Origin of the sequence: Cellulosimicrobium arenosum (assembly GCF_014837295.1) — a bacterium.
In the GTDB taxonomy this organism is placed as follows: Bacteria; Actinomycetota; Actinomycetes; order Actinomycetales; family Cellulomonadaceae; genus Cellulosimicrobium; species Cellulosimicrobium arenosum.
Genome location: NZ_JACYHB010000003.1, coordinates 226,040 through 252,346 on the forward strand (window position 1 = coordinate 226,040; position 26,307 = coordinate 252,346).

The 26,307-nt window shown below is 73.9% G+C and carries 28 protein-coding genes; 21 read left to right on the plus strand and 7 right to left on the minus strand.

Annotated elements, in window-relative coordinates; all coding sequences use genetic code 11:
- Positions 1–11: 11 nt before the first annotated feature.
- Complete coding sequence (locus tag IF651_RS05530; protein WP_191828094.1) at positions 12–704, plus strand: response regulator; 693 nt, start codon at positions 12–14, stop codon at positions 702–704.
- Positions 701–1,099 carry a pyridoxamine 5'-phosphate oxidase family protein gene (locus IF651_RS05535; protein WP_191828095.1) on the plus strand — a complete coding sequence of 133 codons (399 nt, stop codon included), beginning with the start codon at positions 701–703 and terminating at the stop codon, positions 1,097–1,099. Before IF651_RS05530 ends, IF651_RS05535 begins: the two co-directional genes overlap by 4 nt.
- 45 nt (positions 1,100–1,144) lie before the next feature.
- On the opposite strand, the gene IF651_RS05540 is transcribed toward IF651_RS05535, so the two are convergent.
- Complete coding sequence (locus tag IF651_RS05540; RefSeq protein ID WP_191828096.1) at positions 1,145–2,308, minus strand: GAF domain-containing protein; 1,164 nt, start codon at positions 2,306–2,308, stop codon at positions 1,145–1,147.
- Positions 2,309–2,463: 155 nt separating this feature from the next.
- Here IF651_RS05540 and IF651_RS05545 point away from each other — a divergent pair, with 155 nt between their 5' ends.
- On the plus strand, positions 2,464–3,291 hold the full coding sequence (locus tag IF651_RS05545; protein ID WP_191828097.1) for a hypothetical protein: 828 nt from the start codon (positions 2,464–2,466) through the stop codon (positions 3,289–3,291).
- 62 nt (positions 3,292–3,353) lie between these two features.
- Here the strand turns inward: IF651_RS05545 and IF651_RS05550 are convergent, their stop codons facing one another.
- Together IF651_RS05550 and IF651_RS05555 are read right to left on the minus strand one after the other, a co-directional pair.
- Entirely contained in the window at positions 3,354–3,926 is a 573-nt protein-coding gene (locus IF651_RS05550; RefSeq protein ID WP_191828098.1) for a hypothetical protein, read from the minus strand.
- A gap of 131 nt (positions 3,927–4,057) precedes the next feature.
- Positions 4,058–4,543 carry a hypothetical protein gene (locus IF651_RS05555; RefSeq protein ID WP_191828099.1) on the minus strand — a complete coding sequence of 162 codons (486 nt, stop codon included), beginning with the start codon at positions 4,541–4,543 and terminating at the stop codon, positions 4,058–4,060.
- A 217-nt stretch (positions 4,544–4,760) separates the two neighbouring features.
- Here IF651_RS05555 and IF651_RS17970 point away from each other — a divergent pair, with 217 nt between their 5' ends.
- From IF651_RS17970 to IF651_RS18175, 3 genes are all read left to right on the plus strand, one after another.
- Positions 4,761–7,034 carry a D-alanyl-D-alanine carboxypeptidase family protein gene (locus tag IF651_RS17970; protein ID WP_191828100.1) on the plus strand — a complete coding sequence of 758 codons (2,274 nt, stop codon included), beginning with the start codon at positions 4,761–4,763 and terminating at the stop codon, positions 7,032–7,034.
- A gap of 169 nt (positions 7,035–7,203) precedes the next feature.
- Positions 7,204–8,934 (plus strand): ABC-F family ATP-binding cassette domain-containing protein, encoded by a 1,731-nt coding sequence (locus tag IF651_RS05565; RefSeq protein ID WP_191828101.1) that lies wholly within the window; start codon positions 7,204–7,206, stop codon positions 8,932–8,934.
- 81 nt (positions 8,935–9,015) lie between these two features.
- Positions 9,016–9,519, plus strand: a complete 504-nt coding sequence (locus IF651_RS18175) for a DUF2087 domain-containing protein (protein WP_338403793.1) — start codon at positions 9,016–9,018, stop codon at positions 9,517–9,519.
- 39 nt (positions 9,520–9,558) lie between these two features.
- Here the strand turns inward: IF651_RS18175 and IF651_RS05575 are convergent, their stop codons facing one another.
- On the minus strand, positions 9,559–10,209 hold the full coding sequence (locus IF651_RS05575; RefSeq protein ID WP_191828102.1) for a TetR/AcrR family transcriptional regulator: 651 nt from the start codon (positions 10,207–10,209) through the stop codon (positions 9,559–9,561).
- Positions 10,210–10,371: 162 nt separating this feature from the next.
- Between IF651_RS05575 and IF651_RS05580 the strand changes: the two genes are divergently transcribed.
- The 5 genes from IF651_RS05580 to IF651_RS05600 all read left to right on the plus strand — a co-directional run bounded on the left by IF651_RS05580 (position 10,372) and on the right by IF651_RS05600 (position 13,923).
- A complete protein-coding gene (locus IF651_RS05580) occupies positions 10,372–10,983 on the plus strand; it encodes a TIGR03086 family metal-binding protein (RefSeq protein ID WP_191828103.1) in 612 nt (203 codons plus the stop codon).
- A gap of 75 nt (positions 10,984–11,058) precedes the next feature.
- Complete coding sequence (locus tag IF651_RS05585; RefSeq protein WP_191828104.1) at positions 11,059–12,171, plus strand: alpha/beta fold hydrolase; 1,113 nt, start codon at positions 11,059–11,061, stop codon at positions 12,169–12,171.
- A 67-nt stretch (positions 12,172–12,238) separates the two neighbouring features.
- Positions 12,239–12,727, plus strand: a complete 489-nt coding sequence (locus tag IF651_RS05590; protein WP_191828105.1) for an aminoacyl-tRNA deacylase — start codon at positions 12,239–12,241, stop codon at positions 12,725–12,727.
- A 162-nt stretch (positions 12,728–12,889) separates the two neighbouring features.
- Positions 12,890–13,261 (plus strand): STAS domain-containing protein, encoded by a 372-nt coding sequence (locus IF651_RS05595; RefSeq protein WP_191828106.1) that lies wholly within the window; start codon positions 12,890–12,892, stop codon positions 13,259–13,261.
- An 11-nt stretch (positions 13,262–13,272) separates the two neighbouring features.
- Positions 13,273–13,923 carry a class I SAM-dependent methyltransferase gene (locus IF651_RS05600; protein ID WP_338403794.1) on the plus strand — a complete coding sequence of 217 codons (651 nt, stop codon included), beginning with the start codon at positions 13,273–13,275 and terminating at the stop codon, positions 13,921–13,923.
- Here the strand turns inward: IF651_RS05600 and IF651_RS05605 are convergent.
- Positions 13,920–14,699, minus strand: a complete 780-nt coding sequence (locus tag IF651_RS05605; protein WP_191828107.1) for a uracil-DNA glycosylase — start codon at positions 14,697–14,699, stop codon at positions 13,920–13,922. The two genes, IF651_RS05600 and IF651_RS05605, sit on opposite strands and share 4 nt — an antisense overlap.
- Before the next feature lie 106 nt (positions 14,700–14,805).
- Between IF651_RS05605 and IF651_RS05610 the strand changes: the two genes are divergently transcribed.
- Positions 14,806–15,120 carry a hypothetical protein gene (locus IF651_RS05610; RefSeq protein WP_191828108.1) on the plus strand — a complete coding sequence of 105 codons (315 nt, stop codon included), beginning with the start codon at positions 14,806–14,808 and terminating at the stop codon, positions 15,118–15,120.
- 18 nt (positions 15,121–15,138) lie between these two features.
- On the opposite strand, the gene IF651_RS05615 is transcribed toward IF651_RS05610, so the two are convergent.
- Both IF651_RS05615 and IF651_RS05620 read right to left on the minus strand, forming a co-directional pair.
- Positions 15,139–16,527 carry a multidrug effflux MFS transporter gene (locus IF651_RS05615; protein ID WP_191828109.1) on the minus strand — a complete coding sequence of 463 codons (1,389 nt, stop codon included), beginning with the start codon at positions 16,525–16,527 and terminating at the stop codon, positions 15,139–15,141.
- A gap of 44 nt (positions 16,528–16,571) precedes the next feature.
- Complete coding sequence (locus IF651_RS05620; RefSeq protein ID WP_191828110.1) at positions 16,572–17,357, minus strand: LLM class F420-dependent oxidoreductase; 786 nt, start codon at positions 17,355–17,357, stop codon at positions 16,572–16,574.
- A 50-nt stretch (positions 17,358–17,407) separates the two neighbouring features.
- On the opposite strand from IF651_RS05620, the gene IF651_RS05625 reads away from it, so the two are divergent.
- From IF651_RS05625 to IF651_RS05665, 9 genes are all read left to right on the plus strand, one after another.
- Positions 17,408–18,097, plus strand: coding sequence for an LmeA family phospholipid-binding protein (locus IF651_RS05625; protein WP_191828111.1), 690 nt, complete (start codon positions 17,408–17,410; stop codon positions 18,095–18,097).
- 75 nt (positions 18,098–18,172) lie between these two features.
- Positions 18,173–19,318, plus strand: a complete 1,146-nt coding sequence (locus IF651_RS05630; RefSeq protein WP_191828112.1) for a DNA glycosylase AlkZ-like family protein — start codon at positions 18,173–18,175, stop codon at positions 19,316–19,318.
- A complete protein-coding gene (locus tag IF651_RS05635; RefSeq protein WP_191828113.1) occupies positions 19,315–19,713 on the plus strand; it encodes a MerR family transcriptional regulator in 399 nt (132 codons plus the stop codon). Before IF651_RS05630 ends, IF651_RS05635 begins: the two co-directional genes overlap by 4 nt.
- A 45-nt stretch (positions 19,714–19,758) precedes the next feature.
- On the plus strand, positions 19,759–20,793 hold the full coding sequence (locus IF651_RS05640; protein ID WP_191828114.1) for an aldo/keto reductase: 1,035 nt from the start codon (positions 19,759–19,761) through the stop codon (positions 20,791–20,793).
- A gap of 55 nt (positions 20,794–20,848) precedes the next feature.
- Positions 20,849–22,144 (plus strand): FAD-binding protein, encoded by a 1,296-nt coding sequence (locus IF651_RS05645; RefSeq protein WP_191828239.1) that lies wholly within the window; start codon positions 20,849–20,851, stop codon positions 22,142–22,144.
- Between the two features lie 116 nt (positions 22,145–22,260).
- Positions 22,261–23,856, plus strand: a complete 1,596-nt coding sequence (locus IF651_RS05650; RefSeq protein ID WP_191828115.1) for a sodium-dependent transporter — start codon at positions 22,261–22,263, stop codon at positions 23,854–23,856.
- Positions 23,853–24,020, plus strand: coding sequence for a methionine/alanine import family NSS transporter small subunit (locus IF651_RS05655; protein ID WP_191828116.1), 168 nt, complete (start codon positions 23,853–23,855; stop codon positions 24,018–24,020). The genes IF651_RS05650 and IF651_RS05655 overlap by 4 nt, the downstream gene beginning before the upstream one ends.
- A 189-nt stretch (positions 24,021–24,209) precedes the next feature.
- Entirely contained in the window at positions 24,210–25,160 is a 951-nt protein-coding gene (locus IF651_RS05660) for an ABC transporter substrate-binding protein (RefSeq protein WP_338403795.1), read from the plus strand.
- Between the two features lie 114 nt (positions 25,161–25,274).
- On the plus strand, positions 25,275–26,297 hold the full coding sequence (locus IF651_RS05665) for an amino acid ABC transporter permease (RefSeq protein ID WP_191828117.1): 1,023 nt from the start codon (positions 25,275–25,277) through the stop codon (positions 26,295–26,297).
- Positions 26,298–26,307 lie beyond the last annotated feature (10 nt).

A 26,307-nucleotide genomic window follows, 5' to 3' on the forward strand; every position in this document is an offset into this window, starting at 1 on the left:
CGTTGGGTGCCATGGGTACCGATCACCCGATCCGTGTGTTCCTGCTCGACGACCACGAGGTGGTGCGTCGCGGCGTCACGGCTCTGCTCGAGGCGTCCGGTGACGTGACCGTCGTCGGCGAGGCCGGGACGGCGGCGTCCGCGCTCGTCCGCATCCGCGCGACGCGGCCCGACGTCGCGATCCTCGACGTGCGACTGCCCGACGGCTCGGGCGTCGAGGTGTGCCGCGAGGTGCGTTCGGAGCTGCCCGAGGTCGGGTGCCTCATGCTCACGTCGTACGCCGACGACGAGGCGCTGTTCCAGGCGGTGCTCGCCGGGGCCGCGGGGTACGTGCTCAAGCAGATCCACGGCTCCGACCTCGTGGGCGCGGTCCGCACGGTCGCGGCGGGCGGGTCGCTGCTCGACCCGTCGAGCACCGCGCGCGTGCTCGAGCGCCTGCGCCACGCCGCCGACGAGGAGCCCGACCGCCTCGAAGGGCTCTCCCCGCAGGAGCGCCAGATCGTCGCGCTCATCGGCGAGGGCCTGACGAACCGCGAGATCGGCCGGCGGCTGTTCCTCGCCGAGAAGACGGTGAAGAACTACGTGTCCCACGTCCTCGCGACGCTCGGTCTCCAGCGCCGCACCCAGGTCGCCGTGCTGGCCACCGAGATCCGCCAGGAGGAGTCGGCGCACGGGCGGCCCCCGCGCCCCGGCCACGCCGGATGACGGCGGGGCCGGCAGAGCTCGCGCCCGAGGAGAGCTACGCGCTGCTCGCGACGGTCCCCGTGGGCCGGATCGTCTTCACCGACCGCGCGCTGCCCGCGATCCAGCCTGTCAGCTTCGTGCTCGACGGTCCGGACGTCGTCTTCCGCACGGGGGAGGGGTCCAAGCTCGCGGTCGCGGCCCGCCGCGCCGTCGTCGCGTTCGAGGCGGACAGCTTCGACGCCGAGGCGCGGACCGGCTGGTCCGTCGTGCTGGTGGGCCGCACGTACGAGGTGAGCGACCCCGACGAGCGTGCGCGGCTGCTCGCGCTCCCGCTCGTCACGTTCGTCCCCGGTGAGCGGGACCGCGTGATCAAGGTCGTGCCGCGCATCGTCACCGGGCGCCGCGTCGCGCCCTGAGAACAGGGGCGACCCGCCGCGCTCGTCGGGCCTGCGACCCGTCCGCTACGCGAGCCGCGCCCACCACTCGAGCCGGGTACCGCCGTCGGGCAGCGCCTCGACCTGCGACGCGCCGCCGAGCGCCGCCGCCCGCGAGGCGAGGTTCCGCAGCCCCGAGCGGCGCCCGCCCGCCCGGATGCCCACGCCGTCGTCGGTGACGGTCAGGCGCGCCTCGCGCGCGGTCACCGCCAGGTGCACGACGACGGCCCCCGCCCTCGCGTGGCGCGCGACGTTGGTCAGGGCCTCGCCGAGCACGACCACGAGCTGGTCGGCGACCTCGGCCGGGAGGCTCGGGCCGCCGTCGGCCACACCGGCGCCCGAGCGCTCACCCAGGACCTCGACCGTGACCGCCGGCTCGAAGCCCAGGACGCTCGCGGCCGCCGCTGCCCGTGCACCGAGGCGGTCCTCGATCGACGGCGCGAGCGGGTCAGCGGCGGTGTGCAGCGCGAAGATCGTCGAGCGGATCTGGCGGATCGTCTCGTCGAGGTCCGTCACGGTCTCCTCGATGCGCGTGCGCGCCGTCGGGTCGGTGACGAGCGGCTGCACGCTCATGAGCGACATCGCGGACGCGAAGAGCCGCTGGATGACGACGTCGTGCAGGTCGCGCGCTATCCGGTCCCGGTCCTCGAGCACCCCCACCTGCTTCGCGCGCCCGTACAGCCGAGCGTTCTCGATCGCGACGCCTGCGGCCGCGGCGAGCGCCACGACGGCACCCTCGTCCTGGGCCGTGAACGGCGACCCGTCGTCCTTGTCAGTGAGGTAGAGGTTGCCGAACACGGCGTCCCGCGCGCGCACCGGGACCCCGAGGAACGTACGCATCGGGGGGTGGCCCTCGGGGAAGCCCGCGGAGCGGACGTCGTCCTCGATCTCCGGCACGCGCACGGGTGCAGGGTGGTCGATCAGCTCACCGAGGAGCCCTTCGCCGCGCGGCCAGTGGCTGACCGCGGCGACCGCGTCGTCGTCCATCCCGACGGGCACGAACCGGGCGAGCCGCTCGCTCCCGGACGGGTCCAGCACGCCGAGCGCGCCGTAGCGTGCGCCCGTCAGGTCCATCGCGCCGCGCACGATGCGTGCCAGCACGGCGTCCAGGTCCAGGTCGCCGGTCACGGCCACCACGGCGTCGAGCACGCGCTGCCCGACGGCGGGTGGGAGGTCGCTCGGTGCGCTCACCTCAGGCAGTCTCGCAGACCGCGGACGCCACTGGGCGGCACCGCACGGTCGACCTGCGCGACATGGCGGTGCGCTATTGTTCCCGCACTCCTCGGATCCCGCCACCGGTGGGGACACCGAACCTTCGACGCAGGGGACGGAAGGACGCGCAGTCCATGACGACGACGGACACCGGCAGTGCGCTCGCCGACCTGCGGGCCGCGGTCACGCGCCTGCACCCCGAGGACCCGGCGGAGCTCGTCGCCGTGGCCGACGACCTGTGCGCGCTCGGCAGCGCTGCGGCTGCGGTGCCGTTCTACGAGGCCGCGGTCGAGGCGGGCGTGCCCGGTGCCGTCTACCGGCTGGGGGTCGCGCACTACGACCTGGAGGACCACGAGTCCGCGTTCCGCTGCTTCGAGCTCGCGGGGCTCGCCGGGGACGAGTACGGCGCGTTCATGGCGGCGCAGGTCGCGCACGAGCGGGGTGACCTGCACGCGGCACGGCGCTGGTACGAGCACGCTCAGGGCGTCGACGGCGCGCCCGACCGGCTCGCGCGGGTCCTGGACGACCTCGAGACGCACCACTCGCCCGAACCCGAACCCGAACCCGAACCCGAACCCGAACCCGAACCCGAACCCGAACCCGCGGCCGATCCCGGCGCGGAACCCTGGTCGGAGCCCGAGAGCTGGGAGGACGCCGTCGTGCACGCGCGCTCGGGCGCTCTCGGGCACGACGCCGCCGTCGACCTGCTCGAGAGCTGGGCGAGCGGAGGAGAGGCGCGGGTCGCTCCCGCGCTCGCCGACCTGTACGTGGTGAGCGGTCGGACGCTCGACGCCGAGGACCTGCTCGAGCAGGCGGCGCTGGCCGGCGACGCGGCGTCGGGCACGAGCCTCGGGATCCTGCGCCTGCGTGCCGGGCGGGTGCCCGAGGCGATGGAGCTGTGGCGGGTCGCCGCGCAGGGCGGCGACCCGCAGGCCGTGGAGCTGCTCGAGCGGTTCGGCTGACCGCGTACGAGCACGGGCGGGTGGACGGTCTCCCTGCCGTCCACCCGCCTCTCCGGAGGTCGTCAGACCAGCCAGGTGTTGCGCCGGACGACCGGAAGCCTCCGCCAGGTCTTGCCGAGGCCGATCGCGCTGCCCGCACCGAGGAGCGTGAGGGCGATGATCGTCAGCGCCGACGTGAGGTGGTCGTCGACGACGGGGTTGTTCTCCAGCGGCAGCTCCGCGAGGTACATGAGCACGAGCAGCGCCGGCCCGGCGACCGCGGCGATCCGCATGGCGATCCCGAGCATCAGGGCGAGGCCGATGCCGAGCAGGCCCGCCATGAACAGCCAGTCCGCCCAGGCGGCGCCGGCGATGCCGGTGAACAGACCGGCGAAGGGGCCGTCGACGTGGCTGAGGAAGCCCGTCGTGGGGCTGCCACCGTGGATCCAGGCGCCCTCGCTCGGGGTGGCGAACCCGAGGCCGAACGTCTTGTCGAGGAAGGCCCACAGGAACGTGAACCCGAGCATCATGCGCAGCACGCCGAGCACGACCTGCGTGGGCCGGTTCGCGCGCTCCGTGAGGCCTGCGGTCTCCGGCCGCGTGTCGCCCGCGTCCGGGAGCGGGGTCGGTGCCTGCCGCTCGGTCGTGTGTGCCATGGTGGTCCCCTCTCGTCGACCCGGACCCTTGTGCCCGGGCTGCTGACTTCAGGAAACACCTGTGGAGAAGGTGTGCGATCCGGGCGAACGTCGCCGGTCGTCGGGACCTAGGTCCCGATCCCGGGTGTGGCTCAGCCGACCGAGTCGTCCAGGTCGGAGCGCAGGTCGTCGACCTGGGCCTGCAGGTCGTCCAGACCGTCCCGGACGGCGTCGTCCGCGTCGGACAGCGACGACCGGGCGGCGTCCAGGGCGGCGGACGCCTCGTCGAGCCGGTCCTGCGCGTCGGCGAGCCGCTGCTCGGCCTCGGCGCGGGTGTCGTCGGTCGCCGTCGCGACGTCGTCGGTCGCGGCCTGCGCCTCGTCCGCGGCCTCCTGCGCGCCGTCGACGGCCTCCTGCGTGCGGGTCCGGGCGTCACCGGACAGCGTGGAGATCTCGTCTCCGAGCTCTCCCACGTCCTGGCCGATCTCCTCGACCTGGGAGCGTGCGTCGTCGAGGAACCGGGTGACGTCGTCGCCGGTGAGGGTGAACTCTGGCACGTCCACGGTGCCGTCCTCCGCGCATCCCGAGAGCGTCAGTGCGGCGGCGACGGCGATGCCCGTCAGACCCGCGCGTGCCATTGACCTGCGGTGACGTCGAGATGAACTCATGACGCCATTCTGCCGTCCCCTCGTGAGGACGAGGTGAGGGCCTCGCGGACGCGGTGTACGGTAGTCGACGAGGCACCGCAGGACCGTGAAGGCGCGGCGCCGGGTGGCACGGTGCGCCCGGCAGGCGATCGAACCGGTCGACGAGTCATGTCTCGCGAAGGGTCCGACGGAGTACGGGAGCGATCAGTTGAGCACGTCGACGGGCAGCGACAGCGCCGGACATCGTGTCCAGGCGCCTGCCGACGCGGCCACGCCTGCTCACGATCCCGCGTTCGACGAGGTCGTCGCCCCTGCCGACCGGGCGGCGCGTCGCAGTCGCCGGCGGACGCTCCTCAACATCGCGGTGGCCTCCACGCTCACGCTGTCCGTCGGGGCAGCGATGGGCGGCAGCGCCCACCCGCGCGGAGCCTCGTTCTTCACTGCCGCGCCCGTCTCCGCCACGGCCCAGCCCGCGTCGCTCCTGAGCAGCCTCGGCCCGGGCCTCGACGAGGACCAGCAGATCGACGGCGCGATCCAGGTCCTCGCCGCCGCCGACTCGCTCGACACCGCCCTGCGCACCGCGGCGGTCGAGGAGGCTCGTGCAGAGCTCGGCACGCTCCTCGCGACGTACCTCGCGCAGCAGGACGCCGCGCAGCGCGTCCCCGTCCAGGTCGTCCCGGCTCCCGAGGTGGCGATCGACGACGGTCTGACCGACCCACAGCTGCCGCTCGCTCCCGAGCCGCTCACGCCTCTCGACCCGCTCGGCGGCACCCCGTTCGCGCCTCTCGACGGCTCCCCCTTCACCGCCCTCGACGACGACGCCGGCCAGGACGACGCGGACCCGCAGGACGTCGCGTCGGACGAGAAGGTCACACAGACCTCGCACGAGCTCGTCGCAGACCCGGGCGCGCGCACCGCGCCGACGGCCTCGCCGACCGCGACCCCCTCGGCCCCGCCCACCGCGACCCCCTCGGCCCCGCCCACCGCCGACCCGACGGCTCCGGAGACCGTGGCGCCCACGGCGCCGCCCAGCACGGCACCGACGCCCGGCGCGGGGCCCGGCCCCGCGACGTCGGGCAGCACCGGCCCGCGGTCCGGCGCGGACGGCCCGGACGGGACGGGAGACGGCGCGCAGGACCGCACGCTGCCGGAGGACGGCGTCCCGGCGCCGGACGGCGTCGCGCCCGACGAGCTCGACGACGCCCTCGACCCGCACGCGCCGGCGGGCGAGCCCGGAGGTGCGGACGCCGAGGACGCCGAGGACGGTGTCACGCTCGGGGAGGTCCTGCTCTCCGCGACCCGCCTCGCGAACCTCATCGACCCGGCATCGGTCTCGGTGCCCGTGGGCGTCGTCCCCGCGCCCGGCGCCGGCGACGAGTACTCCGGTCCCCGTGACCCGGACCTCGCGGACCAGCTGGCGGAGGTCGTCGCGAAGTATGCCGACTCGACCGCCGACTACGACAACGGCCTGATCCCGCCCGAGGCGCTGTGCGACCTCTCGTTCGCCGCCGGCCAGTCGCTGCGGTGCGACGCCGCCGAGCAGCTCGAGGCGCTCGCCGCCGAGTTCGAGAAGGAGTTCGGTTATCCGCTGCGGATCACCGACTCCTACCGCAGCCTCGAGGACCAGGTGAGCCTCAAGGTCATCAAGCCGTACCTCGCCGCTGTCCCGGGCACGTCGCAGCACGGGTGGGGCCTGGCGATCGACGTCGGCGGGACCGTGCCGTCCGGGACGTCCGGCGAGTACGTGTGGATGCGTCAGCACGCCCCCGACTACGGGTGGGACAACCCGACGTGGGCGCGGCCGGGCGGCATGAAGCCCGAGCCGTGGCACTTCGAGTTCTTCGGCGGTGGGCCCATGCCCGACCGCTACACGCCCGTGCAGGGCGGCACGCCGGCGCCGGACCCGAGGCCCGGAGTGCCGGGCACCCCGGTCACGCCGAAGCCGGCTCCCACGCCGAGCCCGAAGCCCACCCCGACGGACCCGAAGCCCACCCCGACGGACCCGTCGACGCCGAAGCCGGAGATGGTGAGCGTCCCCGGCGGGCTCAAGGGCACCGACGTCGCGGCAGCGAAGGCGAAGCTCACGAAGCTCGGTCTCACGGTGGAGACCTCGAAGAAGAAGTCGGACGCGAAGGCAGGCACCGTCCTGAGCGTGAGCGCGTCCGGCAAGGTCAAGGTCGGCAGCACGGTCACGCTCGTCGTCTCGTCCGGACCGGGTACCAAGCCGACGGACCCGCCGACCGACCCGACGAACCCGCCGACCGATCCGACGGACCCGCCCACGGACCCCACGGACCCGCCGACCGATCCGACGGACCCGCCGACCGACCCCACGGACCCGCCGACGGAGGAACCGACGGACCCGCCGACGGAGGAGCCGACGGAGGAGCCGACCGAGGAGCCGACGGAGCAGCCGACGGCGGCGCCCACCACGAAGCCCACGCCGTCACCCACCGCGGATGCCGAGGACGGCGAGTCCTGAAAACCGCGTGACGCCGTCGTGAGCCGGCGCGTACAGTTCGTCGCGATGTGAACCTCACCTGCCCCGACCGGTTCGTCCCTTCGAGCCCGTGGTCGCGGCGACCTTGCTCCCGGTGCTCGTGTGCCCGGACACGCGTCCTGCCACGCCCGGGCACCTGGCAGGTGATCGCATGACCCCCGTACTCCGTGCCTCCGGCATCGCCGTCTCCTACGGCGGCCGACCCGTGCTCCGTGGCGTCGACCTCTCCGTCGATCCGGGGCACCGCACCGGCCTCGTCGGCGAGAACGGGGTCGGCAAGTCCACGCTCCTGCGCGTCCTCGCGGGCGCGCACCGGCCCGACGAGGGAACGGTCTCGCGGCCCCCAGGCCTCGGGTTCCTCCACCAGGAGCTCGATCATCCGACGTCGGCGACCGTCGAGCGCGTGGTCGCCGACGCGCTGGCCGACGTGCGCGCTCTCGAGCGCGAGCTCGAGACCGCCGCTGCCGCCCTCGCCGACGGGTCCGCACCCCAGCACGAGGGGCCGGGACCGCAGCCCGCCGAGGAGGCTCGGGCGGACCGGTACGGCGCCGCGCTCGCCCGCGCCGAGGCGGCCGACGTGTGGGACGCGGACGCACGGGCCGCGCGGACCCTCGCCGGTCTCGGGCTCGACCCCCAGGCCCTCGCGGGGCGGACGGTCGGGACGCTGTCCGGGGGGCAGCGCACGCGCCTGGGCCTCGCGGCGCTCCTCATCCGCCGGCCGGGTGCGCTGCTGCTCGACGAGCCCACGAACCATCTCGACGACGACGCCGCGGAGTACCTCGCGGCCGCGCTGCGGGCGCTGCCGGGCGCCGTCGTCCTCGCGAGCCACGACCGCGTGTTCCTCGACGAGGTCTGCACCGAGATCCTCGACCTCGATCCCACGGCCGAACCGGCGCGCGCAGGGACGTCGGCGGGCTGGGCAGCGACCCCGTACACGACGTACGGAGGGACCTACGGCGACTATCTCGAGGCCAAGCGCGTCGAGCGCGCGCGCTGGGAGCAGCGGTTCGCGACCGAGCAGGACGAGCTGACCAGGCTGCGACGGTCCGTCGCGGTGACCGCGCGCGACGTGGCGAAGGACCGCGAGCGCGGCAACCAGGCGAAGATCCTGTACGACATGTCGGGCGAGCGCGTGCAGTCGCAGGTGGCGCGGCGCGTGCGCAACGCCCAGCAGCGGCTCGACGACCTCGAGCGCGACCAGGTCGGCAGACCGCCCGCGCCGCTGCGGTTCGCGCCGCCGCCGGGACGCTCGACGCACGGGGAGGGAGAGCTGGTCGCGTGGGCCAGTGACGTCGTCGTGCACCGGGGCGCGCCCGCGCAGGCGGGGGAGCGACCGGAGCGGCTCGACCTGGCGGCCTCGGGCGCGGCGTCGATCGAGATCGCGCGCGGCACCAGGCTGCTCGTCACGGGCGCCAACGGCGCCGGCAAGTCGACCCTCCTGCACGTCCTCGCGGGCGATCTGGCACCGGACGCGGGGGTGGCGGGGCGTGCGCGGGGCGTGCGCGTCGGGCTGCTCGAGCAGGACGTGCACCTGTCCGACGACGCCCGCACGCCCCGCGAGCTCCTGGCCCTCGCGCAGGGGGTGGACCCGCAGGACGCGCGCGACGCGCAGGTGGACGCCCACGGCCTGGTCGCGCCGCGGGACCTCGGCCGGCCGCTGGGAGACCTGTCGGTGGGGCAGCGCCGGCGCGTCGTGGTCGCCATGCTGGTCGTCCAGGCACCGGACGTGCTGCTGCTCGACGAGCCGACGAACCACGTGTCCCTCACGCTCGCGGACGAGCTCATGGACGCGGTCGCGGACTGGCCCGGTGCGGTCGTCGTCGCGTCGCACGACCGCTGGCTCCGCCGCCGCTGGAAGGGCGCCACTACCCACCTCGCCTGACCGACGCGACTGCCCTGAGAGCTGTCAGCGCCGAGTGGGTCCAGGGCTCGGCGAGTGCTGACAGGTGGGTAGCGTGGGGGTGTGGACAACTCGTGGAAGCAGGTCGTGGCCGCGCTCGCCGATGCCGGTCGGCAGCGGGTGTTCGCGCGCGTCGTCCTCGACGGGGTCGTGGAGGCGGACCTCTCGGCGGACGACCGTCGTCGGCTCGCGCCGCTGCTCGCGGCCGGGATCGTGGTGCCCGACGCCGCAGGCTCCCTCCGCGCCGCTCCCGAGCGGTTCGCCGCGCTCCTGGCCGCCGACGCCGCGCCGCCCGAGACGGGACCGGAGCGGTTCCTGGTGGGCGGGCGGCTGCTGCGCAGCCCGCGGCGGCTGAGCGACCGGCAGCTCGTCGTGCGCTACCTCGCGGCGCAGGTGCTGCCGCTCGAGGAGCCGGTCACCGAGCTCACGCTGACGAAGCGGCTCGCGCGACGGTCGGCGGACCCGGTGGCGCTGCGGCGGGCGATGGTCGACGGGGGCCTCGTGCACCGCACGCGCGACGGGGCGGAGTACTGGCGCACCGTCGTCACGGAGTTCGACGACGTGTAGCGGCCACGGCGACCGGCCCACCGCGCGGGCCGGCGCGTCTCACGTGCGCGGTACCCAGCGGGCGCCGAGCTCGGCGTGCGTCGGTGCCCGCTCGGGGAGCGGGCCGGGGGGCTCGCTCGCGGCACGCAGCCCGGCGAGGTGCAGCTCGACGTAGCGCCGTCGGAGCGCGGCGACGCGCTCGGGGTCGCCGAGCCGGATGGCGGCGAGCTGCTCGTAGACCATCGGCAGGTCCGTGTCGACGACGTCGGCGCGGACCACCCCCGCGTCCTGCGCGCGCCGCAGGATGCGTTCCGCGTGCACCCCCGCCTCGTCCGCGAGCGCGGCGTGCTCGGGGGTCGGCGTGAAGCGCCCCGCCAGGTGCACGCTGAGGGAGTGCACGTCGGCGGCGACGACGCCGCGCAGGAACGTCTCGAAGGACGTCCAGGGGTCGTCGACCTCGAGCGCGGACCGCGCGACCTCGACGAACCCGCGCAGACCCTCCAGGCACAGGGTGGCGAGCAGCTCCTCCTTGCTCGGGTACCGCCGGTACAGCGCGCTGATGCCGACGCCGGCGGCCTGCGCGACGGCGGCGACGGGCGCGTCGGGGTCGGCGACGAACACCTCGCGCGCCGCCGTCAGGATGGCCGTGTCGTTGCGCGCGGCCTGGGCACGGCGCCCGCTGAGGGGCGGTCCGGCGCTCTCGTGCGGCATGCGTCCTCCCCGGTCGTCCAGCGGTCCGCAGCAGCGGTAGGTCCGTCCTCAGCATACCTCTTGAACGGAACGGTTCGTTCCGTTAGAGTGGGGTCAGAACGGAACGATAGATTCCGTTCCAACTGAACTCTTCCCGCGCCGCGTCCCCACCTCGGAGGAACCATGACCACCTGCACCGAGCCCACCGCCGTGATCGACCGTGCCCACGCCGCGCTCCGGGGCGTCGTCGCCACCCTCTCCGCCCGCGACCTGCACCTCCCCACGCCGTGCGACGGCTGGAGCGTCGCGCACGTCCTGCAGCACGCCGCGGGCGACCAGCTCGCCTACGCCGCGGCGATCACGGGCGAGGGCGGTCCCACCGACGACCCGTTCGCTCCGACGGGGGCGCTGGACACCACCCCGGTCGCGCTCGTCGAGCCGGCGCTCGTGGCGTCCGCCGCGGCATTCGCGCTCGTCGACCCCGCCGGTGAGGCGAGCACACCGCTCCCGATCGGCCCGTCGCCCGCGCTCACCGCGGCGGCCGCAGCCGGGCTCGACGCCGCCGTCCACGCGTGGGACGTCGCCGTCGCGACCGGGCAGGACTCGCCGCTCGACGACGACCTCGCGGCGTTCCTGCTCGGGGTCGCGCCGACGTTCGTCGAGCCCGTGCGGCCCTACGGCGTGTACGCCGCAGCGCTCGACGCTCCCGAGGATGCCGTCGACACGGTCCCGAGCCCTGCCGACGAGCTGCTGCGCTTCCTCGGCCGCGACCCGCGCTGGGCGCCCGCGGGCTGAGCCGCGCGTCCCTTGCACCGTCCCACCGTCCCACCGTCCCACCGACCCACCGTCCTACCGATCGAGGAGCGAACCGTGAACGACACCCTGACCCCCACCCGGATCGAGATCCCGCAGGCCGACCTGGACGACGCGCGCGAGCGTCTCGCGCGCACGCGCTTCACCGACGCGCTCGACCCCGACGACGGGTACGGCACGTCCGTCGCGTCCGTGCGCGAGCTCGTGCGGTACTGGCTCGAGGACTTCGACTGGCGCGCGCTGGAGGCCCGGCTCAACACCTACCCGCAGGTCGAGACGACGATCGACGGCCAGCGCGTGCACGCGTTCCACGTGCGCTCGGGCCGGCCCGACGCGGTCGGGCTGGTCCTCACGCACGGCTGGCCGGGGTCGGTCCTCGAGTACCTCGACCTGGTCGAGCCGCTGACCGCGGCGGGCTACGACGTCGTCGTCCCGTCGATCCCGGGGTTCGGCTTCTCCGGCCCGACGACGGCGGCCGGGTGGGACGTCCAGCGCGTCGCTCGCGCGTGGGTCGAGCTGATGGGACGTCTCGGGTACGGCCGGTACGGCGCGGTCGGGAACGACGCGGGATCGATGATCTCGCCCGAGGTCGGGCGGCTCGACCCGGAGCACGTCGTCGGCGTGCACGTCGCCCAGCTCTACTCGTTCCCGTCCGGCGACCCGGCCGAGCTGGTCGACCTCGACGACGACGAGCAGGCCGCGCTGGCCCACCTCGGGTGGTTCTGGGACACCCTGGGCGGGTTCAACGTGCTGCAGTCCCAGCAGCCGCAGACGCTCGCGCACGCGCTCGCCGACTCGCCCGCGGGGCTGCTGGGCTGGAACTCGCAGCTCATGGGCGACGTCGACGTGGAGTTCGTGGTCGCGAACGCCGCCGTGTACTGGTTCACGCGCACCCAGGGCTCCGCGCTGCGCATGTACCGGGAGAACGCGCTCGCGCAGCAGCGGTCACGGTCCGCCGGGGGCGCCGACGCCGCGGCGGCGCGTCCGACGACCGCGCCGACCGCGCTCGCCCAGGCGAAGGGCGACTTCGCGTCGATCCGTCGGTTCGCCGAGCGCGACCACGCCGACATCCGGCAGTGGACGACCTACGAGCGCGGCGGCCACTACGCCGCCCACCTCGAGCCGGCGCAGACCGCGGCCGACGTCGTGCGCTTCCTCGACGCCCTCTGACCCGTCGGCGGTGCCCTGGTCCCGTCCGCGGGGACCGGGGCACCGCCGTGCGGCTAGGGTCGGTGCCATGGGCAGCGAACGCGCCGAGGCGGCGCTGGAGGCGGCAGGCATCGACTTCACGGTCACGCGGCACGGGCAAGTGGCCTCGCTCGAGGAGGCCGCGGCGGCACGCGGCGTCGACCCGTCGCGCGTCCTCAAGACGCTCGTGGTGCGGCGCGGCGACGACGACTACCTGTTCGTCCTCGTCCCCGGCGACCGGCAGATCTCGTGGCCCAAGCTCCGCGCGCTGCTCGGGGTGTCCCGGTTGTCGATGCCGGACAAGGACGTCGCGCGCGACGTCACCGGGTACGAGCGGGGCACCATCACGCCGTTCGGCGCGACCACCTCGTGGCCCGTGGTCGCCGACTCCCGCATCGCGGCCGACCCCGAGCGATCGGTCTCGATCGGCGCAGGTGCGCACGGGGTCGCCGCGACGGTCGGCGCAGCCGCGCTCGTCGCGACCCTGGAAGCGCTGGTCGCGGACGTCACGGAACCGCTCGAGCCCCGCACCGGCTGAGCCTGTCGGCGGTCGGCGGGAGACGGACCGGCGGGCCGGTCGTGCAGGTTGTGTGGACGTCCCCGCGTGGGCCCCGCAGGGGTGGTGTCCGTGGGCGGTGCGCGGCAAACTGGTGCGTCGGCAGTGGGGGCAACGAGTCGAGAGACGGTGGAGCGGGACGGCATGGACACAGTCAGCCAGACCGACGATGCGAGCGGGATCGCGTACGCGCCGAGCGCGGACGGGCCGGTCGTCACGATGTGGGGCGAGATCGACGCCTCGCTGCGCGACCGCGCGAGCGAGGCGATGGGGTACGTCCTCGACACCGCGGGCGGCGTCGTGGTCGACGTCGCGGACGTGACCTTCATCGACTCGTCGGGGATCGCCTTCATCATCCAGCTCTACATGCTCGGCGAGGAGGAGGCGCGTCATGTCGTCCTGCGCGACCCCTCGGCGAACATGCTCGAGCTGCTCGAGGTAATCGGCATGGCCGGGCGGATCCCGGTGGTGCGCACGACGCCCACGGGCCAGGTGCCCTCGATCGTCGCCGGCTGACCGACGCTCCCGTGCGGGTCGAGCGGCTGCGCCGGCGCTGGGACCGCGAGGCACGGTCCTACGACCGCACGATGGCTGCCGCGGAGCGGCGGATGTTCCCCGACGTGCGGCCCCGGCTGTGCGCGCTCGCGTACGGGGACACGCTCGAGGTCGCCGTCGGTACCGGGCTCAACCTGCCGCACTACCCGGCAGGCGTCCGCGCGGGTCGGCTCACGGGCATCGAGTGGAGCCCGGGGATGCTCGACGTCGCGCGCCGCCGAGCCCTCGACCTCGGTGTGGACGCGGACCTGCGCGCGGGCGACGCCCAGGCGCTCGACCTCCCGGACGCGTCGTACGACACCGTCGTGTGCACGTTCTCGCTGTGTGCGATCACGGACCACGAGGCGGCGCTCGCGGAGATGGTCCGCGTCCTGCGTCCGGGCGGGCTGCTCCTGCTCGCCGACCACGTCGAGTCGACGGCCTGGCCGATCCGGGTCGCCCAGGCCGCTGCGGAGATCGTGAGCGTCCCGCTCCAGGGAGAGCACTTCCGGCGACGTCCCATGGTGTGGGTCGAGGAGAACGACCTGCTGGTGGAGCAGCACGAGCGTTCGCGCCGAGGCGTCATCGAGTGGGTCGTGGCGCGGCCGCGGAACGAGGAGCGCTCGACCGAACGGGCTCGCTAGTCCGGGTGCTCGGCTCGTTCCTGCAGGGTGCGGGCGCGGAAGAGGACGGCGTCGAGCATGTCCGGCGTGAGGCGACCCGTGAACGTGTTCTGCTGGCTGACGTGGAAGCAGCCCAGGACGGTCAGCGCCTGCGTGGCGGCGCCCGTGGCGGCTGCCCGACGCCGCAGGGTGACCTCTGCGCCGTGGGCGAACCTCGGGCGGGGGCGGGGCACGTCCCACCCCTGCTCGCCGAGCGTGGTCAGCAGCGCCTGCCACCCGAACCCGCCGAGCACGACGGCGACACGCACCGTCTCGTCCAGCAGCTCGAGCTCGCGCGCGAGGTACGGTCCGCAGCGGCGCCGTTCCTCCGGCAGCGGCTTGTTGTCCGGCGGGGCGCAGCGCACGGGTGCGGTGACGCGGATCCCGGTCAGCTCCAGGCCGTCGTCGGCCCGCACGGACGCGGCCTGGTTCGCCAGACCGGTGCGGTGCATCGCCGCGAACAGGAAGTCGCCGGAGCGGTCGCCGGTGAACATCCGGCCGGTCCGGTTCGCCCCGTGCGCGGCAGGCGCGAGCCCGACGACGACGATCCCCGCCCGCTCGTCCCCGAACCCCGGCACGGGCCGCGCCCAGTACTCGTCGTCCGCGAACGACGCACGCTTGACGTCCCCGACATGCTCACGCCACGCGACGAGCCGAGGACAGGCCCGGCACCCGACCAGGTGCGCGTCGAGCGCGGCGAGCGTCGCGGCGTCGTGCACCGCCCCCGGATACCCCGAGCTCTCGGTGTCGCTTCCCACCTCCTCATCCTCGCCGACCACGGCTCAGGTGTCGTTCTCGAGCCCTTCGCGACCCGGATGAGAGATGTCACGCCCGACGCCGGCGCCCCGGTGCCACGATGGAGGGATGACACTCGTCGGCTACCTGCTCTGCGCGCTCGCGGGCGCGCTCGCGATGAACGGCCTGCTGCACGTCGTCAAGGGCGGCACCGGGCGACGGCACACGGTCCCGTGGGCCCCCGTGGCGTCCGCCCCGGTCAACGTCCTGTGGGGCGCTGCGAACTGGCTGCTGGCGATCTGGGTCGGCGTCTGGGCCGCGACGTTCCACCCGTGGCTCCCGCTGGCGCTCACGTGGGGGCTCGTGCTCGGGACGGCGTTCGTCACGTTCCTCGCGGCCCAGTGGCAGGCGGACCCGGTCGCGCGTGGCGAGATCGACTCCTGACGCCGGGGCGCGTCGTCGTCAGGCGTCGCACTCCGCCACGACGGCGGCGGGCGGCGGGGCGCTCGACGGACCGCGGCGCCGTGCGGCGTCGGGCTCGGGTGCGGTGACCGACGAGGGCGGGACGGACGAGGCCACCGCCGGCGAGGGGTCGGCCAGCGAACGTCGCACGCCGAGCAGGACCACCCCGGCGACGGTGATCACGCCGAACATCACGGCCGCCATCGTGACCGCAGGGGACCCGCCGAGCAGACCCGTGACCGGGGCGATGACCGCGCCGACGCCGAACTGCGCGGCCCCGATGAGAGCGGCGGCGCTGCCCGCGCGGTGCGCGTTGCGGTCGAGCGCGATCGCGGGGACCGCGGGCATGACGAACCCTGCGGTGCCGAGCGTGAGCACGATCAGCGGGATCAGGACGACGAGCCCGCCACCGGCGGCCGCCGCGACGAGCAGCGCGCCGGACAGGACGAATCCCGCGGCGACGGCTCCCTGCAGGATCCGCTCGGGCGCGACGCGCCCGACGAGCGCGCCGTTGATCTGCGAACCTGCCGTCACGGACACCGCTCCCGCGCCGAACACGATCGCGTACTGCTGGGCGGACATGCCGAACGTCTCCTGGAACACGAAGGTCGACGCGGAGATGTAGGTGAACATCGCGGCCATGTAGAACCCGGCGATGAGCGCGAGCCCGACGAAGGAGCGATCGGTGAGCAGGGAGCCGTACGAGCGCAGCGCCGCGGACGTGCCGCCGGTCCGCCGGCGGTCGCTCGGGAGGGACTCGCGCAGCCGCAGCAGCACGACGACGAACAGCACCGCCCCGACGACCGCGAGCGCGACGAACATCGACCGCCACGTCCACAGGTGCAGGAACTGTGCGCCGATGGTGGGCGCGAGGATGGGCGCCACCCCGACGACGAGCATGAGCCGCGCGATGACCTTGCCGACGCGGAACCCGTCGAACAGGTCGCGCACGATCGCCATCGAGAGCACCATGCCGGCGGCGGCGGACAGCCCCTGGACGAACCGCAGCGTCGCGAGCACGCCGACGGAGCCGGCGAGGACGATCCCGACGGACGCCGCGACATACACCGCGAGCGAGACCAGCAGCGGCGCGCGGCGGCCGATCGCGTCCGAGACGGACCCGACGAGGAGCTGGCCCAGCGCGAGGCCCGCGAGCGTCGCGGTGAGGGTGAGCTGCACGCGCGACTCGGTGGTGCCGAGCTCGTCGACGATCTGGGGGAAGGCCGACAGGTACAGGTCGATCGTCAGCGGCCCGACGGCGGTGAGCGCGGACAGCAGGAGCACGAGACCGGCCGGGATGCGGCCTTCGCGCCCGAGCGCGCGTGCGGTCGCCGCGCGGGGCGCGGCGGGTGCGTCAGACGTCGCCGACGCGGGTGGCGTGGAGGGCATGTGTGCGGCAACCGTGCACCGGGTCCGTGTGTTCCCGAGGGGACTCAGACCTGTGCGTCGCGCCAGGCCACCCACTCCGCCGTCAGGCTCAGGTCGTAGTCCGGTCCGTCGGTGTCGGTCGTGAACAGCGTGGCCCCGGCCGCGACGAGCTGCTCGGCGACCTCGTGCGGCGGGCGGGACACGGCGACGGACCGCTCGACCAGCCGGCCGGTGTCCCGCCCGACGGCCGTACCGTGCTCGTCGAGGATCGCGCTCTTGCGGGCCAGGGTCTCCGCGCCGCCGAACGAGTGCCACACGTCCGCGTGCTCGGCGACGATCCGCAGGGTCTTCTTCTCGCCGCCCCCGCCGATCATGACGGGGATCTCCCGCGACGGAGCCGGGCTCTTCGAGGCCCAGCGGGCCCGGATGCGGGGCATGGCGTCCGCCAGGTCGGCGATGCGCGAGCCGGCGGTGCCGAACTCGTAGCCGTACTCGGTGTAGTCGCGCTCGAACCAGCCCGCACCGATCCCGAGGATCAGGCGTCCGCCGGAGATGTGGTCGACCGTGTGCGCCATGTCGGCGAGCAGGTCGGGGTTGCGGTAGCCGTTGCAGGTGACGAGGGCGCCGATCTCGACGCGGCTCGTCTGCTCCGCCCACGCCGCGAGCATGGTCCAGCACTCGAAGTGCTTGCCGGCCGGATCGCCGGTCAACGGGAAGAAGTGGTCCCAGTTGAAGATCACGTCGACGCCGAGGTCCTCCGCGCGCAGCACGGCGTCGCGGATCTGGGCGTAGTCGGCGTGCTGCGGCTGGATCTGGACGCCGATGCGGAACGGTCGCTGCGGAGAGGTCATGCGGCGCAATCTACGCCGCGGACGATCGCGGGCGGCCCTAGGGTGGGCGCATGAAGCGCCTGGTGGGTTGGCTCGTGGTCGTCGTCGTGATCGTGGGCGGTGCCGTGGTCGCGGACCGTGTCGTGGTGGGCGTCGTCGAGCGGAACGCGGTGTCGACGTTCGAGCAGGAGGCCGACGACGTCTCCGGCGCACAGGTCGACATCACCGGCTTCCCGTTCCTCACGCAGGTCGTCCGGGGGGACCTCGACCACGTGACGGGCTCCGCCGACACCGCGTCGTTCGCCGGGTACACCGTGTCCGACCTGCAGGTCGACGCCCGCGGCGTCAGCACGTCCGAGCCGCACACCGTCGCGTCGGGCACGGCGTCCGGCGTCATCGCGGAGTCGTCGCTCCAGGAGGCGGTCCGCGAGCAGTCCGGCATGGACCTGACGGTCACGGCGGACGGTGACGTGCTCGCGCTCGGCACCGAGATCCTCGGTGCCGAGGTCACCATCGACGTCACCCCGCGCGTGGCCGGGCCAGACGCTCTCGCGGTCGACGTCGAGGCCGTCCGGACCGGCCTGGGCGTCGTCTCCGTGGAGGACCTCCCGGCCGGCATCGCGGACGCTCTGACCGACCTGCAGGTCACGCTCGACCTGCCCGACGGCGTCGCGCTCGACTCCGTGGCAGTGGCCGAGGGCGGGGTGCGGGTCGGTGTGACGGGCAGCGACTTCGTCGTCGACGATCTCGTCGCGTCGTGAGCCGGTCGTGAGCCGGTGGTGAGACCGCCGCAGCGCCGACCTGAGCCGGGCACCCCCGCCGTCGACGGATCCCACGTGCTCGCGGCCCGGCTGGCCGCCCACCACCTGCGGGCACCGGCGCTCGGGGACGTGCCGGGCGCCGTCGGGCACCTGGTCGCGGTGCAGGGCCAGGAGCTCCAGCCGGCGCTCTGGGGCCTGACCCGCCGGCTCGACCCGGGCGCGCGCCCGGGGGCAGCGGGCGCGCGCGCCGCGTGCGACGACGGTGCCGTGCTGCGCACGCACGTCCTGCGACCCACGTGGCACCTCGTCCGGCCGGACGACGCGCGCTGGCTCCTCGAGCTCAGCGCGCCCCGCGTGCACCGGACCAACGGCACGATGTACCGGCAGCAGGGCACCGAGGGGCACGTGCGCGAGACCGAGATCGTGCTCGACGCCGTCCGGGGCGGGCCGCGGGCCCGGCGCGAGCTCGCAGACGTCCTGGCCGCGCACGGGCGGCCGCTCACCGGGCTCGCCCTCGGGTACCTGCTCATGCGCGCGGAGCTCGACCGCCTCCTCGTCAGCGGCCCGGCCAGGGGCAAGCAGCAGACGTACGCCGCGTTCGACGACCGCGTGCCCGCCGGCTACGGGCCGCTCGGCGGGTCGTTCGACCGGGACGCGGCGCTCGTCGAGCTCGTGCGCCGCTACCTCGCGGGCCGCGCGTACGCGACGGTGAAGGACGTGGCGCAGTGGTCCGGGTTCACCCTCACGGACGTGCGGCACGCGCTCGACCTGCTGGGCGAGCAGGTCGTCGCCGTCCCCGGCACGGGTGCGCTCGACGGGCTCGTGCTGTGGCGGCTCGCGGACGCGGGGGAGCGGGTGCTCGAGCCCCACCTCACGCCCGGCACGCCCGGCACGGCGGACCCCGACCGCCCCGCCGTCGATCTTCTGCAGTGCTACGACGAGCTGCTGATGTCCTACGGCGAGAGCCGCGGTGTGGCGGTGGAGCCCGGGGTCGACCTGAGCGATCGCCTCGGCTCGTTCATCCACGCGATCGCGGTCGACGGCCGGGCCGCCGCGCGGTGGCGCTGGGTCACAGGTCCCCGCGACGTGGCGGTCGAGACCCAGTGGCGCCGGGACCCGTCCGCACCCGAGCTGCGGGCGCTCGCCGCGCAGGCCGCGGAGGTCGCGGCCCACTGGGGTCTCGCCCTCCGCGTGCCCGACGGCGCACACTGGGTCCCATGACCACCGTCGCCACCCACCCGGGCCTGACCATCGCGGAGGCTGCCGCGGCGTCGGGCCTGAGCGTCCACACGCTGCGCTACTACGAGCGCGACGGGCTGATGCTGGACCCGGTGGACCGCGCGCCGTCGGGCCACCGCCGCTACACCGAGGGTGACCTCGGGTGGATCGCGCTCGTGAACCGGCTGCGCGCGACCGGGATGCCGGTCCGCGAGGTGCGCGCGTACGCGGACCTCGTGCGCGCGGGCGACGGGAACGAGGCGCAGCGCCTCGAGCTGCTGCGGGCGCACCACGAGCGCGTGCTCGTCGAGATGGAGTCGGTGCGCGCGCACCTCGTCGCGATCGAGCGCAAGATCGACGTCTACGAGGGCCGGGCCGCGAGCTGCGTCGAGCCGTGATCCCCGCTTGACCTCGAGTGCGCTCGAGGTCGGAGAGTAGGACCCATGGCGACAGACACCACGCTCCCCACCCGCACGCTCGGCAGCTCCGCGAACGGCACCGCGCTGGACGTCGGTGCGGTCGGGCTCGGCTGCATGGGCATGTCCGCGTACTACGGCACGTCGAGCGGCGACGGCGCTCCCACGGACGACGAGTCCGTCGCGACGATCCACCGCGCGCTCGACCTCGGCGTCACCCTGCTCGACACCGCCGAGGTCTACGGCCCGCACACCAACGAGGAGCTCGTGGGCCGGGCGCTGCGCACGTCCGGGGTCGACCGCGACCGGGTGGTCGTCGCGACCAAGTTCGGCTTCCGGTTCGCCCCCGACGGTTCACGAGGCCTCGACTCGAGCCCCGCGAACGTGCGACGCGCGCTCGACGGGAGCCTGCGGCGCCTGGGCCTCGACCACGTCGACCTCCTCTACCAGCACCGGGTCGACCCGGCCGTGCCGATCGAGGAGACCGTCGGCGCGATGGCCGAGCTCGTCCAGGCGGGCAAGGTCCGCCACCTCGGGCTCTCGGAGGCGAGCGCGGACACGGTCCGGCGCGCGCACGCCGTGCACCCGATCACCGCGCTGCAGACCGAGTACTCGCTGTGGACGCGTGACGTCGAGGCCGACATCCTGCCGGCCCTGCGCGAGCTGGGTATCGGCCTGGTCCCGTACTCGCCCCTCGGGCGCGGGTTCCTCACGGGGACCATCCGCTCCGCGGAGGGTCTCGCGCCCGACGACTTCCGGCGCAGCAACCCTCGGTTCGTCGGGGCAGCCCTCGAGGCGAACCTGGCGCTCGTCGACCAGGTGCGCGCGCTCGCGGCGTCCAAGGGCGTGACCGCGGGCCAGCTCGCGCTCGCCTGGATCCTGGCGCAGGGCGACGACGTCGTCCCGATCCCCGGGACGAAGCGCGTGGCCCGCGTCGAGGAGAACACGGCCGCGGCCGGCGTCGGGCTGGACGCCGAGGATCTCGCGGCGCTCGCGGCCGCGATCCCCACGAGCGCCGTGACCGGGGACCGCTACGAGGACATGACCCCGCTGGGTCGCTGACCGGGAGCGACACGTCGCCGGCTCGGTGGGGTGGTGGCAGGGTGGTGGCGTGACCATGCGACCTGATGCTGCGACCGTGAACTGGGCGCGCAACCTGACGTACTCGTCGTCCGACGTCGTGCACCCGCGGACGCCCGGCGAGCTGCAGGCGCTCGCCGCCCGGGGCGGACGGGTCAAGGGGCTCGGCTCTCGGCACTCCTTCGGCGACGTCGCGGACACCACCGGCACGCACGTGTCGCTCGACGCCTTCGACGACGGCCGTCCGCCCGTCGAGGTCGACGCCGCGACCGGCGTCGTGTCCATCGCCGCGGGGCGGCGGTACGGCGACGTCACCCGCTCCGTGCAGGCCGCCGGCCGGGCGCTCGCGAACCTCGCGTCGCTCCCGCACATCTCCGTCGCCGGTTCCGTCGCGACCGCCACGCACGGCTCGGGGGACGACGTCGGGTCGCTCGCGAGCGCCGTCGTCGGGCTCGAGCTCGTGACCGGCGACGGCGAGGTCCGCGCGCTGCGGCGGGGCGACCCCGACTTCCCCGGCGCGGTCGTCGCGCTCGGCGCGCTCGGGGTCGTGACGCGCCTCGAGCTCGAGACCGTCCCGACGTTCGACGTCCGCCAGGACCTGCACGTCGGCCTCTCGTGGGACGCGATCACGGCACACCTCGACGAGATCACCGGCTCCGCGTACTCGGTCAGCCTTTTCACGGACTGGGGGCCCGACGGCGCGCAGCAGGTCTGGCGCAAGTCGCGGCTCGCCCCGGGCGCGGCCGGCGAGGCACCGCCCGCGGACTTCTTCGGCGCGCGGCTCGCCAGCACGCCGCTGCACATGCTCGACGGTGTCGACCCCGCCCACTGCACGCCCCAGCTCGGCGAGGCGGGACCGTGGAACGAGCGTCTCGCGCACTTCCGGCTCGAGTTCACGCCGAGCAACGGTGCGGAGCTGCAGACCGAGTACCTCGTCCCGCGTGCGAACGTGCTCGACGCGATCGAGGCGCTGCGCCCGCTCGGGCCGCGCATCGGCCCGTTGCTGCAGGTCAGCGAGATCCGCACGGTCGCGACCGACCGCGAACCCCTGTGGCTGAGCCCGTTCGACGGCCCCACGGTCGCCCTGCACTTCACGTGGAGCCCCCTGCCCGACGACGTCGGGCAGCTCCTGCCCCACCTCGAGTCCGCTCTCGCCCCGCTGGGCGCGCGCCCGCACTGGGGCAAGCTGTCCCACGCGGTCACCGACCGTGCCGCGCTGCGTGCGGTCGCCGCGCGCTACCCGCGGTTCGACGACTTCCGGGCGCTCGCGGAGAGGTACGACCCGGCGGGCCGGTTCCGGGGCGGGTTCGTCGAGCGGCTGCTGTCGCTCTGAGGCCCCGGCTCGCGCACGGCCCCGCTCGTCAGTAGCGTCTGATCCGGACGAAGGCCCCGGTGCCGTGGCGCCCCGACAGGCGTGCGGTGGGGTCCCCGCTGGATCCGGAGGCACGCGTGGCAGAGACGACAGGCACGACGGGCGGTGCTGCCGCCCCGGAGAAGCCCCGCGAGGAGTGGACCGGTCAGGTCGGGTTCATCATCGCGGCCATCGGCTCGGCCGTCGGCCTGGGCAACATCTGGCGGTTCCCCGGCGTGGCGTACGAGAACGGCGGGGGAGCGTTCCTCATCCCGTACCTCGTGGCGCTGCTGACCGCGGGCATCCCGATCCTGTTCCTCGACTACGCGATCGGGCACCGTTTCCGCGGGTCGGCTCCGACGGCGTTCCGCCGCCTGCGCACGTGGCTGGAGACGCTCGGCTGGTTCCAGGTGATGATCTGCTTCGTCATCGCGGTGTACTACGCCGCGGTGATCGCGTGGTCGCTGAGCTTCTTCGTGTTCTCGTTCGACCTGGGCTGGGGCGACGACCCGGCCGCGTTCTTCACCGGCGACTACCTCCAGGTCTCCGAGCCCGGCATCTCGCTCGACTTCGTCCCCGGCGTGCTGATCCCGCTCGCGATCGTCTGGGTCCTGACGATCGTCGTGCTCGCGGGCGGCGTCGCCAAGGGCGTGCAGCGCGCGAACATGGTGTTCCTGCCGCTGCTCGTCATCGCGTTCCTCGTGCTCGTGGTCCGCTCGCTGTTCCTGCAGGGCGCGACGGACGGGCTGAACGCGCTGTTCACCCCGAACTGGGAGGCGCTCGGCGACGCGAACGTCTGGATCGCGGCGTACAGCCAGATCTTCTTCTCCCTGTCGATCGCGTTCGGGATCATGATCACGTACGCGTCGTACCGCAAGCGTCGCGCGAACCTCACCAGCCCGGGCCTCGTCGTCGCGTTCGCGAACTCGTCGTTCGAGATCCTCGCGGGCATCGGGGTGTTCTCGACCCTCGGGTTCCTCGCCCACCAGGAGGGGGTGCAGATCGGCGAGCTCGAGAACATCTCCGGGCCCACGCTGACGTTCATCACGTTCCCGGCGATCATCTCGGAGATGCCGGGCGGCGTGTTCTTCGGCGCCCTGTTCTTCGGGTCCCTCGCGATGGCCGGCTTCACGTCGCTGCTGTCGATCACGCAGGTGATCTCTGCCGGCTTCCAGGAGAAGTTCGGCTGGTCGCCACGGCAGGCCGCGCTGCGCGTCGGCCTCGTGACCGCGATCGTCTCCGTGCTGCTGTTCTCCACGGCGGACGGGCTCAACGCGCTCGACACCGCCGACCAGTGGGTCAACAACATCGGGGTCGTCGCGTCCGCCGTCCTCACGTGCGTGCTCGTGCTGTGGGTGCTGCGCCGCGGGCGTGAGCTCCAGTACCACCTGAACGCGGTCTCGACGTTCCGCGTCGGCGCGTGGTGGCAGGTGTTCCTCGCCGTCCTCGCGCCGATCGTCCTGGGCTACATGCTGATCTCGCGGATCGTCACGCTGATCACGGACGGCTACGGGGAGTACCCGAGCGGGTACACCGACCTGGTCGGTTGGGGCACGGTGGTCGTGCTGGTCGTCGGTGCGATCGTCCTGACCGTGCTGCGTTGGCGCCGCAGCCCGGACACCTTCACGCCGTGGCCCCCCTACCCGCCGGGCGCGACGACCGCCCGCACCGAGTCGCCGGAGGTGGCCCGATGAGCGCGTCCGCGGTCTTCCTGATGCTCCTCGCGATGGTCGTCGTGTGGGGCGGGCTGATCCTCAGCGTCCTCGCGGTGCGCGCGCACCCCGAGCGGACCGACTTCCCGCCGGGCGGCGAGGACGACCTCCGCGAGGACGACGCGCCGCTCGAGCACGACACCTGACCCCGGTACGGCCTCCGGTTTGGTGTGCGGGGCGACGCTCCCGCACACTCATGGCGGTGCCGCGCACCGCCGGGTCCTCCGTTCCCCGTACGTCCCCCGTAATTCCCGTCCAGGGGGCGACGTAACACGACGGTGACGATCGGTGCATACGCTGCCCCTGCCTGGCCCACTTCCCGATCGGAGAACCCCGTGCGTACCACCCTGCGCAACACCCCCCTGTCCGGCCTCGTCGTGCTGACCGCCGCGAGCGCCCTCCTCCTCACGGCCTGCACCGACGCGTCCCAGACCGGGACCGACGGCAGCAGCGACGGCGGCTCCGACACCGAGTCGGCCGCGCCGAACTTCGACCCGTCGTCGATCGAGGTCGACGACGCAGCGGCGGCCCTGCTGCCCGAGGACGTGGCGTCCGCCGGTGTGCTCACGGTCGGCTCCAACACCGAGTACGCGCCCGCGGAGTTCATCGGCGACGACGGCCAGACCCCGGTCGGCTTCGACATCGACACCATCAAGGCCGTGGGCGCGACCCTCGGGCTCGAGGTCGAGATCCAGTCCGCCGACTTCCCGGCGATCATCCCGGCGCTCGGCACCAAGTTCGACGCCGGGATCTCCTCCTTCACCATCACGGAGGAGCGCATGGAGCAGTCGAACATGATCTCGTTCCTCAACGCCGGCTCGGCGTACGCGGTCGCGTCCGGCAACCCGGACGACATCGACCCCGAGAGCATGTGCGGCGTCACCGTGGCCGTCCAGACGGGGACGATCCAGGACGAGGACATCGCCGTGCAGAGCGACGAGTGCGAGGCGGCGGGCGAGGACCCGGTCGACATCCTGCAGTACGACTCGCAGGCCGACGCCACGACGAACCTCGTCGGCGGCAAGGCCCAGGTCATGTACGCCGACTCGCCGGTCGCGGGCTACGCGATCGAGCAGACCGGCGGGCAGATCGAGCAGCTCGGCGACGTGTTCGACAGCGCACCGCAGGGGATCGTCGTCGCGAAGGAGGACACCGAGCTCGCGGACGCCATCCAGGCCGCGCTGCAGTCGATGATGGACGACGGCACGCTCGCCGAGGTCCTCGGGGGCTGGGGCAGCGCCGACGCCGCGCTGGACACCGCCGAGGTCAACCCGTCGGTCTCCTGACCCGTACAGCCGCGGGCGCGACCGCGCCCGCGGCTGCACACTTGTCGTCAGCGGGCGCGCCGGAGCGTCCGCACCTGCCGCTCGGCGACCCGAGCCCAGAACCGAGGTGGACCCATGGCTCAGCCCGGACCGACCGCCGTCGACCGCTCGCCCGACGACGCGTCGGGCGACCCCGTCCCCGACCGCATCCACGCCCGGCCCGTCCCGCGCCCCGGCCGCTGGATCTCCGCGGCGGTGCTGCTCGTCCTCGCGGCGATGGCCGTCAACGGGCTCGTGACGAACGAGAAGTTCCGCTGGGACGTCGTCTGGCTGTACCTGCGTGACGTCAACGTCGTCCGGGGCGTCGGGTGGACGCTCGTCCTGACGTTCGGCTCGATGGTGATCGCGATCGTCCTCGCCGTGCTGCTCGCGGTCATGCGCCGCTCGGACAACCCGGTGATGACGGCCGTGAGCTGGTTCTACATCTGGTTCTTCCGCGGGACGCCCATCTACACGCAGCTCGTGTTCTGGGGTCTGCTCGGCGTGCTCTACCCCCGGCTCAGCCTCGGCGTCCCGTTCGGCCCGGAGTTCTTCACGTTCCGCACCCAGGACGTCATCACGGCGTTCTGGGCCGCCATGCTGGGGCTGGCTCTCAACGAGGCCGCCTACCTCGCGGAGATCGTGCGTGCCGGGCTCGGCTCGGTCGACCGGGGGCAGGCCGAGGCGGCGCGCGCGCTCGGCATGAAGGACGGCAAGATCCTCACCCGGGTCGTCCTGCCGCAGGCGATGCGCGTCATCGTCCCGCCCACGGGGAACGAGACGATCTCCATGCTCAAGACGACGTCGCTCGTGCTCGCGGTGCCGTTCACCCTCGACCTCACGTTCGCGACGAACGCGATCGGCAACCGCACGTTCCTGCCGATCCCGCTGCTCATGGTGGCGGCCATCTGGTACCTGCTCATCACGAGCGTCCTCATGGTCGGCCAGTACTACATCGAGCGCTACTACGGCCGCGGGTTCGGTGACAGCACACCGGCCCGACGCCGCGGCGGAGGTCCCGGCGGTCGGCGCGGGGGACGGGGTAAGCCGAGCAAGCAGGCCCTCATCGCCGCGTCCCGGACCACCAAGGACGACCCCTTCCTGGAGGTGACCCCGTGAGCGCGACGAC

What these genes read in the sequence shown, in the direction of transcription:
- IF651_RS05530 (WP_191828094.1), top strand. Translation starts at nt 12, where the DNA reads ATGGGTACCGATCACCCGATCCGTGTGTTCCTGCTCGACGACCACGAG.
- IF651_RS05535 (WP_191828095.1), top strand. Translation starts at nt 701, where the DNA reads ATGACGGCGGGGCCGGCAGAGCTCGCGCCCGAGGAGAGCTACGCGCTG.
- IF651_RS05545 (WP_191828097.1), top strand. Translation starts at nt 2,464, where the DNA reads ATGACGACGACGGACACCGGCAGTGCGCTCGCCGACCTGCGGGCCGCG.
- IF651_RS05550 (WP_191828098.1), bottom strand. Translation starts at nt 3,926, where the DNA reads ATGGCACACACGACCGAGCGGCAGGCACCGACCCCGCTCCCGGACGCG.
- IF651_RS05555 (WP_191828099.1), bottom strand. Translation starts at nt 4,543, where the DNA reads ATGGCACGCGCGGGTCTGACGGGCATCGCCGTCGCCGCCGCACTGACG.
- IF651_RS05565 (WP_191828101.1), top strand. Translation starts at nt 7,204, where the DNA reads ATGACCCCCGTACTCCGTGCCTCCGGCATCGCCGTCTCCTACGGCGGC.
- IF651_RS05575 (WP_191828102.1), bottom strand. Translation starts at nt 10,209, where the DNA reads ATGCCGCACGAGAGCGCCGGACCGCCCCTCAGCGGGCGCCGTGCCCAG.
- IF651_RS05580 (WP_191828103.1), top strand. Translation starts at nt 10,372, where the DNA reads ATGACCACCTGCACCGAGCCCACCGCCGTGATCGACCGTGCCCACGCC.
- IF651_RS05590 (WP_191828105.1), top strand. Translation starts at nt 12,239, where the DNA reads ATGGGCAGCGAACGCGCCGAGGCGGCGCTGGAGGCGGCAGGCATCGAC.
- IF651_RS05595 (WP_191828106.1), top strand. Translation starts at nt 12,890, where the DNA reads ATGGACACAGTCAGCCAGACCGACGATGCGAGCGGGATCGCGTACGCG.
- IF651_RS05610 (WP_191828108.1), top strand. Translation starts at nt 14,806, where the DNA reads ATGACACTCGTCGGCTACCTGCTCTGCGCGCTCGCGGGCGCGCTCGCG.
- IF651_RS05615 (WP_191828109.1), bottom strand. Translation starts at nt 16,527, where the DNA reads ATGCCCTCCACGCCACCCGCGTCGGCGACGTCTGACGCACCCGCCGCG.
- IF651_RS05620 (WP_191828110.1), bottom strand. Translation starts at nt 17,357, where the DNA reads ATGACCTCTCCGCAGCGACCGTTCCGCATCGGCGTCCAGATCCAGCCG.
- IF651_RS05625 (WP_191828111.1), top strand. Translation starts at nt 17,408, where the DNA reads ATGAAGCGCCTGGTGGGTTGGCTCGTGGTCGTCGTCGTGATCGTGGGC.
- IF651_RS05635 (WP_191828113.1), top strand. Translation starts at nt 19,315, where the DNA reads ATGACCACCGTCGCCACCCACCCGGGCCTGACCATCGCGGAGGCTGCC.
- IF651_RS05640 (WP_191828114.1), top strand. Translation starts at nt 19,759, where the DNA reads ATGGCGACAGACACCACGCTCCCCACCCGCACGCTCGGCAGCTCCGCG.
- IF651_RS05645 (WP_191828239.1), top strand. Translation starts at nt 20,849, where the DNA reads ATGCGACCTGATGCTGCGACCGTGAACTGGGCGCGCAACCTGACGTAC.
- IF651_RS05655 (WP_191828116.1), top strand. Translation starts at nt 23,853, where the DNA reads ATGAGCGCGTCCGCGGTCTTCCTGATGCTCCTCGCGATGGTCGTCGTG.
- IF651_RS05665 (WP_191828117.1), top strand. Translation starts at nt 25,275, where the DNA reads ATGGCTCAGCCCGGACCGACCGCCGTCGACCGCTCGCCCGACGACGCG.